Source organism: Robertmurraya korlensis NBRC 107688, from assembly GCF_001591645.1.
GTDB lineage: Bacteria > Bacillota > Bacilli > Bacillales > Cytobacillaceae > Robertmurraya_A.
In genome coordinates this window covers 95108-109000 of sequence record NZ_BCVH01000010.1, presented here as the reverse complement: position 1 = coordinate 109000, position 13893 = coordinate 95108, and the positions used below count along the sequence as shown (strand labels likewise).

Here is a 13893-nt window from a genome sequence, read left to right as displayed (position 1 = left end):
AATATTCACCCCTATACCAGTAACTCGAATGGATTTTCAAGGATCTGCTTTAACTCGGTCAAAAATGCAGCTGCCGGTGCTCCATCCAATGCTCGGTGGTCAAAAGATAGACTTAACGTCATCATTGGACGGATTTCAAGCATCCCATTGATAGCGACTGGCTTATCCTGTATCCGGCCCACCCCAAGAATCGCGCTCTCAGGCTGGTTAATAATCGGTGTAAATGCATCGACTGCGTACATACCAAGGTTGCTAACAGTAAAAGTTGAGCCCCTCATTTGATCTGGTAGTAATTTATTTTCTCTGGCACGCTTGCCAACGTCTTTTGCGTCTATTGTTAATTCAGCAAGTCCCTTACTTACTACATCTTTAATCACCGGGACCATCAACCCATCCTGAACTGAAACGGCAAGACCAATATTGATCTCACTATGCTGAACAATTTCGTCTCCGTCAATCGATACATTCACTTGTGGATGACGGACAAGAGCGGCTCCTACAGCTTTTACGAGAATATCAGTAAACGATACACGGAATCCTGTTTGTTTTTCAATCACTGGGAGAAGGGCGGCACGAAGTTCTTTCACCTTTGTCATTTCCACTTCAGACGTTAATGTTACATGTGGTGCAGTGTATGCACTTTGTGCCATCCTGTCAGCTATCACTTTTCTCATACCAGACATTTTTCTACGCTTCGTTGCAGGTTCTTGAAGCGCTACTGCCTCCTTAGGAACTGCCGCAGAAACCACATCATCCTTAACGATTTTTCCATTCACGCCACTGCCTGTTACAGATGATAGTTCCACCTTCTCTGTTTGTGCGATTTTCCTTGCAAGTGGAGTAGCTTTTGGTATGGATGTCTTAGCTTCTAAGTGGGCGATCACATCTTTTTTATGCACACGCCCATATGGTCCGCTTCCATCAATGAATACTAATTCAAGATTATTTGTCCGTGCTATTCGACGTGCTGCCGGAGTTGCACGTGGTTTCTCACCTTCTTGAGTATGGCTGGCTGTTGGGATAAGCTCTTGCTGTTCGGAAACAGTAGCTTCTTCTTTTTCTTCTGTCGTTCCTTCTTCCCCAGTCATTCCTGGAGAGCTATCAGGTACCTTATCTCCTGCCTGGCCAATATAACCAATGATCTGATTAACTGGTACCTCTGCATCAACATCAAAATATTTTTTTAGTAACACGCCTTGATCGTATGCTTCTACTTCGATGTTGATTTTGTCGGTCATAATTTCAAAAAGCGGTTCCCCGATTTCTACCGTTTCCCCTTCTTCTTTAAACCACTGAAGGAGGGTACCGACTGCCATTGTGCTGCTTAGCTTCGGCATAAATATTTCTTTTGCCATATCGTCCCTCCTCCTTACTTGTTCTTTACTGTTTCTCTTACAGCTTCAATAATATCTGGAACTTGTGGGATTGCTGCTTTTTCTAATGTTGGGTTATAAGGAATGGGAACCGCCTTACCACCGAGACGTTTGATTGGTGCATCTAAATAATCAAATGCTTCACTTTCAGCCACCACACTTACAATCTCACCGCCGAAACCGCCGCGCTGAACAGCTTCATGAACAACAATTAAACGACCTGTTTTTTTCACCGAATTAATAATCGTTTCTTTATCTAGTGGAACAATGGTACGAGGATCAACTACCTCTACACTGATTCCCTCTTTTTCAAGCTCAGAAGCTGCTTCCAGTGCTTTATGAACCATGATAGCCGTAGCAACAATCGTTACATCCGTTCCTTCACGCTTGATGTCTGCTTTTCCTAGTTCAATTTTGTAGGATTCTTCAGGAACATCATCAGTCGTTCTATACAATAATTTATGTTCGTAGAAAATTACTGGATTATCATCATCAATGGCTGCTTTTAGCAAGCCTTTTACATCATAAGCTGTGGACGGCTGAACGACTTTTAATCCTGGGATATGTGCCATCCACGCTTCAAGACTTTGTGAATGCTGAGCCGCTGCACCTGTTCCAGAACCTGCGGGTGTACGTAGAACCATTGGTACTTTTCCTTTACCACCGAACATATAACGCGTCTTCGCAGCTTGGTTTACCATTTGATCCATAGCGATCGTGATAAAATCAGAAAACTGTAGTTCTAAAATTGGGCGCATCCCTGTTAATGCTGATCCGATTGCTGCACCCGCAATGGCTGCTTCTGAAATAGGTGTATTACGGACACGTTCAGGACCAAACTCTTCAATCATCCCGCGTGTTACACCAAATGCTCCCCCATAAACACCGATATCTTCACCAAGAATAAATACATCGTTGTTTTCTCTCATCTCCAGGCTCATCGCTTCTCTTACTGCTTCTAAATAGGTTATTTGTCTAGTAGTCATGTTCCCTCTCTCCTTTCTTTACGCGTATACGTCCTCTAGTAAACTATCAAGTGATGGTTCCGGACTGTTCTCAGCAAATTTCACAGCTTCCTCTATTTCCTCATATGCTTGATCCTGAAGTTGTTTAGCCGTTTCTTCTGTTAATATGCTGGCTTCAATTAGTGTCTCTTTAAAACGTTTGATCCCGTCTTTTTCTCTCCATTCCTTCTCTTCTTCACGGGTACGATATTTTTTTGCATCGCTCTTGGAGTGACCTTTCCAGCGGTAAGTTTTCATTTCAATTAATGTTGGGCCTTTGCCATCTCGTGCATGTTCAACTGCCTCATGAACTGAATTCATAATTTCAATCATGTCAAGACCGTCAACCACTTTTCCAGGGATTCCATAACTACTAGCTCGGTCAGCAATATTTTCTACACGTGTCATTTCCTTAACCGGTCCTGACATTCCGTATTGGTTGTTTTCACAAATGAAAATAACTGGAAGGTCCCAAATGGCTGCTAGATTTACAGATTCATGGAAGCTACCTTCGTTCGAAGCACCATCGCCAAAGAAACAAAGAACCACATAATCTTCTTTTTTCATTTTTGAGGTAAGAGCAGCTCCTACTGCAAGAGGAAGACCCCCACCGACAATACCATTCGCACCTAAATTACCTTTTTCCACATCGGCAATGTGCATGGAGCCACCTTTACCTTTACAATAGCCTGTTTCCCTGCCGAATAGTTCCGCCATCATTTTGTTAATATCGCCTTCTTTTGAAATACAATGACCGTGACCACGGTGTGTGCTAACTATTTTATCTTTCCTACCAATGACCGCTATGGATCCGGCAGCCGATGCTTCCTGGCCGACACATAGGTGTGTCGTTCCATGAATCATTCCTTTCGCAAAAAACTGGTCAACCTTCTCATCAAAATAACGAATCAGCCACATCTCTTTATATAAATCTTTTAATTTCTCTTCTGTAATCATCTCAGGAAGCTTTAATGTTTTAACCATCATTATCTGTTCCTCCTTTTACATTTGTTCTATACTGTTACATTTGTAAACATCATATAATCTGTATCCGTTTTAGTCAAGTGAAAAACGAATAATTTTAATTATTTTTACAATGGTACAAAGTCTGATATAAAAGGAATGATTGCGTTTTCACTAATGTGTACTATAAAAAACTAAAGGGAAAAAGGGAGCCAGTTTTTATATAAAACCAGATCCACCTTTTCCCTCTTTATTAACACTTGTCTATTTAATTATTTCAAAGAAATGACTGTTCCTTCATTAATATTGTTAGGGAAGGAATGAGGGGCCGCAAACACCGCTCCAGGCAAAACTTCTTCCATTGGTTCCTGGAAGTAAATTGAAACATGCCCTAATTCCCTGAAATTTTTGTTTGCAAGGTCTCCCAATGCAGTAATGGTAAAGCTTTCCTCACCAAACTGAATCGTTCCTCCCTGCTTTAATGGCTCTTCTTCTAGATTTTCAAATTCATGAATGACAGCCATTTCACGTAATTCCTTAGGTGCTTGTGGTCCAAATAATATTAAAATTTTATCTTCTTTAAAAGTTGGTACTAATACCCCAATTTCTTTTACTACTGATTTCGTCATCTTTATCCTCCCGTTTTGTTCGCTAGTTCTAAATTATAATGTCACAAGTGGGCGTTGTTCAGAGCTTGTTGGAAACAGCTGATCTTGTAAAGATCGTAACTTCCAAACGGTTGTATTTGTATCCAGTTCCACGTCATCCTGTGTTAAAAATTGGCCTGTCTTAATATCTTTTTTCGCTACTACTTTCCCACTGATTAAACCAATTGGTATATGTCCGTTAGTTTTCATATCAAGATGTGTTTCTAAGACACCACGTACGCTGTAACCACCGATTCCGTCTAACGTCTCACCTGCTTTAATATCCCGTTTAGCCACAGAAACGGTTTCAGAAATTGGTGCTCCTAGCGGATGAATAGAAGAATCATGTTCTAACACTGCTTTTGCAATCGTAATCGGAGTTTCTAAACTAGCTAGGTGATATGGGCGATAGAATACATAGTGTGGTCCATTTCCAACTTTTAAGTATCGAAGTTCTGCGTCAACTGGTTCAAGATCACTTTTCACAATGACGAATACTCCCGGAGCTAAACCGTTTACATATTCTACAACGCCAAAGCTATCTAGAACTCCTCCATTTTCCTTTAAGTCCAATTTATCAGCAACATCTTGTACGGTTGCTGATACTCCATGCATTCCTACTTTATCTGGCACTAAGCCAATCGCGTTACTTAAAAGATTCATTTCAGCCATTGTTTTTGTTCCATCTTGGAATGCCGCAAGCATGTGTGCACTCATGTGCTTTGCCTTCGCTTCCGCTGCAGCTACATCAGGATTAGATAGCGGATTGAACGGATTATTCTTCCCTTTCCCAGCAACCAATACTTCTAGACCCATCGTTTTTGCAAATTCATATAATTCTAAAGTAGCTGCCGGCTCATCACCTGCAGAACCTGAATAAACCAAACCAGCATTATTGAACATTTGATACATAATTGATCCGATTGTTATATCTACTTCTACATTGAGTAGAACAATATGTTTTTTTGATCTTAATGCCTCAAGAGAAACGTTCGCTCCTACTTCTGGAACACCTGTTGCATCTACAACCACTTCAACATGATTGGATTGAATAACTTCACGATAGTCACTAGTTACGACCATTGCGTCTTTTCTGCTAGATTGTGAGTGGTAGAAGTCAGCTGCTCTTTGTGCTGCCTGAATATTTACATCACAAATTCCAGTTACGATCATACCAGGGATTTTTGAAATTTGTGCAATCATCCCGAAACCCATTTGACCTGCGCCGATTACTCCGACTTTAATTGGTGCATTTTCACGTTCACGTTGTAGTAGCTTAGTGTAAATTGACATGATAAATTCCTCCCAAAAGGTAAAGTTATACGCTTACATTCCTCTTACACTATTAATTTTTTATATACTTTTCGCTGTTATATACAAATGTTATTATCAGTAACAATTAATCTAAATTTATAACATTTGTTACAACTACTATCATTTGTTCCACAATATTAGTGTAAATGCTTATGTAAGCGTAGTCAAGTCATAATTTTCAAATATATCAGATAAAACACTAAAATTTTGGTTCTTCTCTGAGATTTAAAAAAGCTGCACCCTATTTCGAGTGCAGCTCGACAAATTATCCTTCTACCAGCGCATTTCCTGTTACTTCATCTGTAATCAACACATGAATCAGGCCACCCTCTAGTGCTGCTTTGATAGCCTGGACTTTTTCTAAACCAGAAGCAACCCCTATGACTAACGGAATTGCTTTCAATTTTCCTAGTTCAATAGCTATCACTCTTTCATTCCATGAGTTGTCTACAGGCTTTCCAAACTTATTGATGAAGTTATAACAAATATCACCTACAATTTCGTGATCATTCGTAATCTGTAAGTGGTCCGAGCCCATATAGGATTTCACCATGGTAGAGTCTTCAGGACGGCCGCCAATACCGACCACTGCAATATTAGACTGCTCTGCTAGATTTAAAGTGAAGCGGATGGACGGCTGGCGAATTAACACTTCCTTTGCTTCCCTCGTATCAACCATTACTGGTACATGGAGGAACTCATACTTGGATTGAAGCGCACTTCCGACTTTAGAGACAATACTGTTGGAATGGATATCCACCCGCTCGTTCCCCATTCCACCTACTAATGGAACAACGGTTACGGATGGAAATATCTGTACTGAATTAATTGCCTTGGCCACTTCATTTAATGTCGTACCTGACGACATACCAATAATTTGACCATCCTTAATAACCCGCTGTAAGTACTCGTTGGTCGCTTCTCCTAGTTGTTTTTTCGAAGACTCTCGTCCTACACTTTCAATACAAACTACTTCACGTAAATTGTATAATCGCTCAATTTTACGTTCTAAATTCCTAAACTGGTGGACTTGATCATCATGAATGATGATTTCAACAATCCCCTCTTCTCTTGCCTTTGTTAGCACCTTTGAAACAAGAGAACGGCTGATTCCTATTTTTTCTGCAATTTCCGACTGAGTTGCACCTTCGTCATAATACATTTGTGCGACTTTGACTAGAATCCTTCTATCTTGAATAACCACAGTAATCCTCTTCTTTCATATCATACTGCCCCTATATACCCTTAAATCTTAATACATACCGAAACTTGCAAAGTAGGCAATTACAACAGATACAACGCCTGTGACTAAGCGACTGTACAATACTGCAGGCACTCCGTACCGTACCGTTTCAGGTTTCGCCTCCCCTAGAGATAAACCAACAGGAATAAAGTCACAGCCTACCTGCCCGTTAATAGCAAATAACGCAGGTAATGCGTATTGTGGCGGAATATTACCTAATGCAATTTGTGTACCTATTAATACCCCAATAACTTGAGCAATAACTGCCCCAGGTCCTAAAACTGGAGATAAAAAAGGTAGGGTACAAACCATAACAATAACTAACAATCCCCATAGTGAACCAGCTAGCGGAGTCAATGCCTGTGCGATCCAATCACCAACACCAGTATAGTTGATAATCCCCATTAACATACTAACGAATGCCATGAATGGTAGGATATTTTTAATAAGGATATCCATAGTATCACGGCCAGCTTGATAAAATGTTCCTGTAACGTTCCCAATTCCTTTTGAAAAGCGAAGTAAAATATTATCTTTTTGCTGGGTAGCTACTTCCTGTTTTAATTGCTTATAACTCTCCTTGAACTTTTCTTTATCCTTTGTATCAAATTTGGGATCATCGGTTACCTCCTGTGCACCAGCAGACTGACTATAGCCTTCTGCAATCGCCACCTCTTTTGGTGTCACCCCTGATACAAAAATATCATCTGTAATATATTTAGAAAGTGGACCTGAAGGAGAGGATGGAAGAACATCAACTGTCAATATCCGTTTCATCGGATATACACCAATCCTTGCTGTACCACCGCAGTCAATAACAACACATGCCATTTCTTCTTCCGGATAGGATCCCTTAAACCCATCAACAGCCTCAGCACCAGTCAATTCTGCAATTCTAGCAGCAACCGGATGAATTCCGCCTCCTGTAATTGAAACAATCTTATTCTTTTTTGCATTAGGTTCAATAAATAGACCAACACCCCAGCCGCCTGATCCTTTTGATACGAATACTCCACGATAAGTCGTCATCTACAACCTCTCCCTTCTATGCTAAGTCTGCGCCCTCTTTTTTCGCTAAATATTTCGTAATTAATTCCGTTACAATTCCACGAATTAAGATAACAACCACACCGACGATAAAATAACGGACAGCTAAGTCTGCTACTGGCAAACCTAATTCCTGAATTCCATTGGCAATTCCTAAGTAGACAAACAACTCACCGGCATTGGCATAAGGAAATAACCCTGTAACTGGATGAACGAAAGATACCGCTGAATCATAGAAAGCAGGTTTTTGCTTTTCAGGTAAGAAACGGCCGAAAGTATATGCCATTGGATTTGTTAGCATGAGGACTGATAGAACTGGCATTAGAGTGTAACGAAGGATTGTATATTTTGCAGCAAACTGAATGATTTTAGTGACTCTTTCTTCCCCGACGAATTTCATCATGGCATACGTAAACGTTAGTAGTACGACCAGTGTTGGAACAATTCCTGTAACTAGCCCCATAAATGTTTCTCCGCCCGCCTGGAACATTCCGATAAAATGCTCGCCTAACCATTTAATCCATTCCATTGTTTGACCCCCTTTTTATACTCCCATTGACACTTTGTTCTTAGATATAGTTAATAAAGCATTTTCACCCGCTTGTAACAATGCCTTACTATAGGCAGGAAGTTTGCTTTTCCCTTTTTCAGGAATCACATCATTCACATCACTTACGATTTCGCCTACATGTCTGCCCTTATATTGATCTAACGGCTTGAACTTAGTTAGAACGGACATCCCCTTTAACATGTGACATTCGTGAATAATATAGTTACTGTCCACAACCAATATGGCTATTGCACCTGGCTTGAACTTTCCACGTTCCATCCCTGAGAACATGAAATAACCATCTTCCCCCTTGTAATCCCTGATGATTTTATCTATGTTTCTTTTGTACTGTTTTATCTGGATAAATGATAATAAGTATTGAACAATGAGAATGGAACAAAGTATAATCGCAAGCTGCATAAAATCCCCCCTATTTCCACTTCATAGTTTTCTAGATTCTTAAATACCTCCTTTCCTGCATTATAATAGCGCTTACATTTTCATTTAAAAATTTTCCATTTAGTTAGAAACAAATGTTACAGCACGCAACTTCAGATAAGTTATCATTACATTTGTTACAACGTTTAACATTTGTTAAACTAAGGATAATAAAAATACCTATCACTGTCAATAACTATTAATATAAAATTCTAATAATTTAAAAAACCGCCCACTCTCTTAAAATGGGCGGGCGGTTCCTCTCTTATTTTTTTAATATTCCCTTTAGCACAAAGGCCACATTTGCTGGGCGTTCGGCGAGGCGGCGCATGAAGTAGCCGTACCAGTCGGTTCCATAAGGCACGTATACTCGCATTGTATACCCATCTTTTACGAGCTCAACCTGGCGTTCCGGGCGAATTCCGTAGAGCATTTGAAACTCGAATTGGTCGTTGGTAATTCCATGCTTTTTGGCTAGCTGTTTTGTGTATTCAATAATGGCATCATCGTGAGTAGCAACGGCCGTGTAATTTCCGTTTAGCATATGCATTTTAATGATTTTTTTGAAATTGACGTCAACATCTTTTTTATCAGGGTATGCAACTTCTGGGGATTCTTTGTAGGCACCTTTCACAAGCCGTAAATTTGGATGAAAGTCATTGAGCTCTACTATATCCTTTTCTGTACGGTACAGATATGCCTGAATAACGGTTCCTACATTGTCGTATTCACTTTTTAATTGCTTAAAGATTTCAATCGTTTTTTGAGCCCGCGAGTAGTCTTCCATATCGATCGTTACAAACACATCGTTCTTTTTGGCCGCTTCTAATATTCTTCTCATGTTATGGAGAACGACCTGATCCGAAATATCTAATCCCATTGATGTCATTTTTAATGATAGCTGGGATTGAAGCTTTTCTCTTCCAATGGCTTCTATGGCAATAATCGAGTTATCTGCCATTTCATTTGCCTCTTTTTCATTATCTACAAATTCCCCTAAATAATCGATCGTGACTAATAAACCATTTTTATTGAGCTCCTGAATGACTTTTGTTGCGAGTTCGATCGTTTCACCAGCAACAAAACGTGATGCACCGAAGCGTAATCCATATCTCTTTGCCAGTTTGGTTAATGCTTTATTTTTAGAAAGGAATAAAAAGAAATCTCTCATCAGTTGTTCCATTTTGACTTCCCTCCTGTAAGCGTTTACTATATTATATGAATAGGAATAGCTAAGTGTTTTATACTGCCATTTTATCATTTCAATTGGTTTATTTATACGATGTTGGGAAGGAATCACACGAGATTTCCCCATGAAAAAACCGAGCCAGTGGACTCGGTTTTATTTTTTTGCTTGTCTATGTGCTTCGTTTAATTCTTTTATTTCGTTAATGGTTTGCTTTATGTCTTCTTTGGCATCAGGATACGTATCATTCCAATGCTTGACAAGAGCTGGCATGGATTTGCTCATGTGAGAATATAGAATCCATGCCTTCACTTTTTCCACTTGGTCAGTCTCTGATTCACCTAGTAGCAATTCAGTATATTTTGTTAGTAATCCATTGATTTTTTCATCAAGATGATTGCTCACTTGTTCCCTCCGTTCTTACGTACCTTTTTGGGTTGATTACAAGTTTGTGGACAGATTTTACAACGGTCCGTGGTTCCTGTTAAGGCATAAAAGAAGCAGCAGGTTGTTCGTACACGAACTTCTTCACCAAGATCAGGAATATAGCGTTTTTCATGAAAATGCCGTTTAATGGGATTTTCGTGATAACTTCCAAACAATGAGCCAGGTGCCTGTTGTGCAATGAAGTGTAAATCCTCCTTTGAACGCTTTCGAACCTCTTCATCCTCATATTCAGATAATACCGACTCATATAACCAAAAGATATAAATCGAAATATTTTCCCATAACACCAGCTTGGATTGTCTTGACTCGGTTTTTACACTCTCCACAACTGGAGTTATGATACTGGAGAAAAAGTCAGCAATTGCTTCATCCCTCCATTGTTCTCTATCACCAGAAGGTTCACTTAGACTCCACTTTGAAAAATAGAACGTAGGAAGCCAAATCGGATCTTGTTCATCTGTTTGAAGATGCATATCCTCAAGATCTATATGAAATCGTTTGTTAAAAGCGGTCATTGCATACAAATAAATAGCTGCTAAAAAGGCGTATCTTTTAATAAACATAGATGCTGTAACTTTTATATTAGGAGATTGGATATGTTCGGAAACACGACTTAAAAAAGGTCGAAGCTGATTTTTTTGAAGAAGCTCATGTAACGTAATCGATAAATCAGATTCCTCATGGACTTTTTCCAATGTAAATCGGTAATTCTTCAGTTGATTTAATTCTTTTTCTGAAAAAAGGTTATCCATTGACCGCTCCTGCCTGTTTAAATACGGTTCTTCCTTTTCCATAAGGGATACAAAGTGGGGTTCCAAATAATGGATCAATCGAAATTTCACAATCCATTCCGAATACCGTTTTCACAAGACCTCTTGTCACTACGTCCTCTGGCTTGCCCATCGCAGCTATTTTCTTGTCCTTTACTGCCACGATATTATGTGCGTAACGACACGCTAAATTCAAGTCATGTAACACCATCACAATCGTGCGATTTTCCCTTTCATTTAGTTCAAATAATAGATCAAGGATGTCAATTTGATGTGTCATGTCTAAGTAGGTAGTTGGTTCATCAAGAAGAATAAAGTCTGTATCTTGAGCTAATGTCATCGCAATCCATGCTCTTTGACGTTGACCACCTGAAAGAGAATCAACCGGCCGTTCCTTTAGTTCTAGCAATCCGGTTGCTTCAAGTGCCGTATAGACCTTTTCTTCATCCTCACTTGACCATTGTTTCAGCCACGTTTGATAAGGATATCTTCCTTGTTTTACAAGCTGAAGCACGGTCAACCCTTCAGGTGCAACTGGTCCTTGTGGCAATACAGCCATTTGCTTTGCGACATCCTTCGAGGACATCTTTGCAATCTCCTTTCCATTTAATACAATTTCCCCGCTTTTTGGCTTTAATAAACGAGCAATAGAGCGTAAGAGGGTTGACTTTCCACACCCATTTCCGCCTATGAATACAGTGATTTCACCTTTAGGTATGTTCAAATCCAAATCATCTATAATAATCGAGTCACCATATGATAGCGTTAATTGTTTTGTTTCGATGGCTTTTTTCATCATTATTTGCACTCCTTCCCTATCATTATGTATTTCTTGTTTTAAAAAGAAGATAAATAAAGTACGGCGCACCGATACCAGCTGTAAACACGCCTGCAGGTATCTCTAATGGAGAGAACAACGTTCGTCCAATCAAATCGGCCACCATGACTAAAATTGCACCAATTAAAGCAGAAACCGGAAGTAACGCTCCATAAACAGAGCCCACTAGACGACGAGCCATATGAGGGGCCATTAGTCCAACAAACCCAATTCCTCCGGCAAAGGCAACAGAACATCCTATTAAAGCTGTACTTATGAGCAGCAACACAAATCTTAGTTTTTGCACAGAAGTTCCTACACTAGTAGCTACATCATCGCCTAATCCGAGTACATTCACTTTTCTAGCCATAAAAAAGCTAACCAACATAAGAGCGAAAGCCCATGGTACAATCGTAAATACATTTGCCCAAGTCGAGCCATGGACCGTACCTGTAATCCAAATATTTGCTTGGCTTGCTCGGTAAATAGGACCCATGAGCATCATCATCGTAGTTAGCGCTTGAAAAAGTGCTGACAGACCTATTCCTATTAATACAAGGCGAATCGGAGACACCCCGTTTTTCCACGCAAACAGATAGACAAGTAAGCCTGCAACAGCTGATCCGATAAAAGCCGCAAGTGGCATCCATTGAATACTAACGGTTAACGCATTGCTTTCATTACTAAAGAGTGCTAGAAATAACACAACCGCTGTTGAAGCTCCTCCAGTAATTCCGAGAACATCAGGTGACGCAAGAGGATTTCTGATCATTCCCTGTAAAATGCCCCCAGCTACAGCCAGAGACATTCCGACGACTAAAGCGACAATGATCCTTGGCAGTCGAAAGGATTGAATCACGAGCTTTTCCATCTCTGTTCCGCCTCCAAAGAAAACGGAGACGACAGTGAGAGGATTGATTTTCATCTCACCTAAACCGGTGCTAAAAATAAAAACAGCCATTGTTACTAATAGCAAGCAAAGCATCACAAAGCTCGCTTTTCTGTCTATTAATATAGACACTTTCTCTTGAAACCATCGAAGATTTTGATATTGCTTCACTTTGCGTTAAACCCCCTTCTAGCAATATAGATAAAGAAAGGAGTCCCTATAATTGCTGTCATCACGCCGACTGGTACTTCCTCAGGCATAATAACGTACCGTGCAAGGATATCAGCCAATAGTAAAAGAATGGCTCCTAAAAATGCTGAGTAAGGTATGACCCATTTATGATCAATTCCAACAATGCTTCTTGTTATATGAGGAATAACAATCCCTATAAACCCGACAGGACCAGCAACTGCAACTGCCCCTCCTGCTAACAAAATGACAATTAAACCAATTCCGATTTTTAGTAACCCGGTTCGAATACCAAGTGCCTTAGCCACATCTTCTCCCATTGATAGAACATTAAGCTTTGAAGCTAGAAGGAATGCACCCATCCAGCCAACAACAAAGTAAGGGATAACAGAAATAAGAATTTCGAGTTTTCTCCCTTGAATGGAGCCAGCTAACCAAAACAAAACTTGATCAAGTGCCACTTCACTTAATACAAGAAATCCTTGTGTAAAGGAGGCAAACATCGCAGCAATGGCAGCACCAGCCAATGTTAGCTTCATTGGGGTTAGTCCTTCTCGTCCAAGCGACCCGATGAAATAGACGCTGATGGCTGCAACCGCTGCACCGAGGAAGGCAATCCACGCAAAGGCTTGTAAATGACTGATTTGAAAAAGCGATACGGCTATAACCACAGCAAAACCTGCCCCAGCATTGATACCAAAAATGCTAGGTGACGCCAATGGATTATTTGTTAATGTTTGCATCAAAGCTCCAGCGATGGCGAGACTACTTCCCACTGCCGCTGCAATTAATGCTCTTGGCAATCGAACCGTTTCTATGACTAAATGCTCGTTTGTACCATTATTGTTTTGAAACGCTTCCCATGCCATTTTCCATGACGTATCGGTATATCCATATACAATGCTTGCTCCTATTAAATAAAGAAATAATAAAATGACAAAAATGAGACCGACTATTTTTTGAGAGTTATTTTTTAAAAGCATCCTTCTGTTCCTTTTCTACATATTGTTACTGCT

General features: G+C 40.0%; 15 protein-coding genes. All 15 read right to left on the bottom strand.

Annotation, left to right across the window (positions count from 1 at the left end; all coding sequences use genetic code 11):
* Window positions 1–11: 11 nt before the first annotated feature.
* The 15 genes from BKO01S_RS14545 to BKO01S_RS14475 all read right to left on the bottom strand — a co-directional run bounded on the left by BKO01S_RS14545 (window position 12) and on the right by BKO01S_RS14475 (window position 13860).
* Entirely contained in the window at window positions 12–1355 is a 1344-nt protein-coding gene (locus tag BKO01S_RS14545; RefSeq protein ID WP_066055353.1) for a dihydrolipoamide acetyltransferase family protein, read from the bottom strand.
* Between the two features lie 14 nt (window positions 1356–1369).
* Window positions 1370–2359, bottom strand: coding sequence for an alpha-ketoacid dehydrogenase subunit beta (locus BKO01S_RS14540; protein ID WP_066055350.1), 990 nt, complete (start codon window positions 2357–2359; stop codon window positions 1370–1372).
* A gap of 18 nt (window positions 2360–2377) precedes the next feature.
* A complete protein-coding gene (gene pdhA / locus BKO01S_RS14535) occupies window positions 2378–3361 on the bottom strand; it encodes a pyruvate dehydrogenase (acetyl-transferring) E1 component subunit alpha (protein ID WP_066055566.1) in 984 nt (327 codons plus the stop codon).
* Between the two features lie 251 nt (window positions 3362–3612).
* A complete protein-coding gene (locus BKO01S_RS14530) occupies window positions 3613–3969 on the bottom strand; it encodes a PTS glucitol/sorbitol transporter subunit IIA (protein ID WP_066055345.1) in 357 nt (118 codons plus the stop codon).
* 33 nt (window positions 3970–4002) lie between these two features.
* Window positions 4003–5280, bottom strand: a complete 1278-nt coding sequence (locus BKO01S_RS14525; protein ID WP_066055342.1) for an NAD(P)H-dependent oxidoreductase — start codon at window positions 5278–5280, stop codon at window positions 4003–4005.
* Window positions 5281–5566: 286 nt separating this feature from the next.
* Window positions 5567–6505 carry a sugar-binding transcriptional regulator gene (locus tag BKO01S_RS14520; RefSeq protein ID WP_232311245.1) on the bottom strand — a complete coding sequence of 313 codons (939 nt, stop codon included), beginning with the start codon at window positions 6503–6505 and terminating at the stop codon, window positions 5567–5569.
* A gap of 48 nt (window positions 6506–6553) precedes the next feature.
* Window positions 6554–7573, bottom strand: coding sequence for a PTS glucitol/sorbitol transporter subunit IIB (srlE, locus tag BKO01S_RS14515; RefSeq protein WP_066055337.1), 1020 nt, complete (start codon window positions 7571–7573; stop codon window positions 6554–6556).
* A 16-nt stretch (window positions 7574–7589) separates the two neighbouring features.
* The gene (gene srlA, locus BKO01S_RS14510) at window positions 7590–8120 is read right to left on the bottom strand and encodes a PTS glucitol/sorbitol transporter subunit IIC (RefSeq protein WP_066055333.1); all 531 of its coding nucleotides are present in this window, start codon (window positions 8118–8120) and stop codon (window positions 7590–7592) included.
* Between the two features lie 15 nt (window positions 8121–8135).
* The gene (locus BKO01S_RS14505; RefSeq protein WP_066055330.1) at window positions 8136–8561 is read right to left on the bottom strand and encodes a transcriptional regulator GutM; all 426 of its coding nucleotides are present in this window, start codon (window positions 8559–8561) and stop codon (window positions 8136–8138) included.
* 283 nt (window positions 8562–8844) lie between these two features.
* Window positions 8845–9762 carry a proline dehydrogenase family protein gene (locus BKO01S_RS14500; RefSeq protein WP_066055327.1) on the bottom strand — a complete coding sequence of 306 codons (918 nt, stop codon included), beginning with the start codon at window positions 9760–9762 and terminating at the stop codon, window positions 8845–8847.
* 159 nt (window positions 9763–9921) lie between these two features.
* Window positions 9922–10170, bottom strand: a complete 249-nt coding sequence (locus BKO01S_RS14495) for a YusU family protein (RefSeq protein ID WP_066055324.1) — start codon at window positions 10168–10170, stop codon at window positions 9922–9924.
* On the bottom strand, window positions 10167–10964 hold the full coding sequence (locus tag BKO01S_RS14490; protein WP_066055321.1) for an IucA/IucC family C-terminal-domain containing protein: 798 nt from the start codon (window positions 10962–10964) through the stop codon (window positions 10167–10169). The genes BKO01S_RS14495 and BKO01S_RS14490 overlap by 4 nt, the downstream gene beginning before the upstream one ends.
* Complete coding sequence (locus BKO01S_RS14485) at window positions 10957–11778, bottom strand: ABC transporter ATP-binding protein (protein ID WP_066055561.1); 822 nt, start codon at window positions 11776–11778, stop codon at window positions 10957–10959. Before BKO01S_RS14485 ends, BKO01S_RS14490 begins: the two co-directional genes overlap by 8 nt.
* Before the next feature lie 25 nt (window positions 11779–11803).
* Window positions 11804–12859 carry a FecCD family ABC transporter permease gene (locus BKO01S_RS14480; RefSeq protein WP_066055318.1) on the bottom strand — a complete coding sequence of 352 codons (1056 nt, stop codon included), beginning with the start codon at window positions 12857–12859 and terminating at the stop codon, window positions 11804–11806.
* Window positions 12856–13860, bottom strand: a complete 1005-nt coding sequence (locus BKO01S_RS14475) for a FecCD family ABC transporter permease (protein WP_066055315.1) — start codon at window positions 13858–13860, stop codon at window positions 12856–12858. Before BKO01S_RS14475 ends, BKO01S_RS14480 begins: the two co-directional genes overlap by 4 nt.
* Between the last annotated feature and the right edge of the window lie 33 nt (window positions 13861–13893).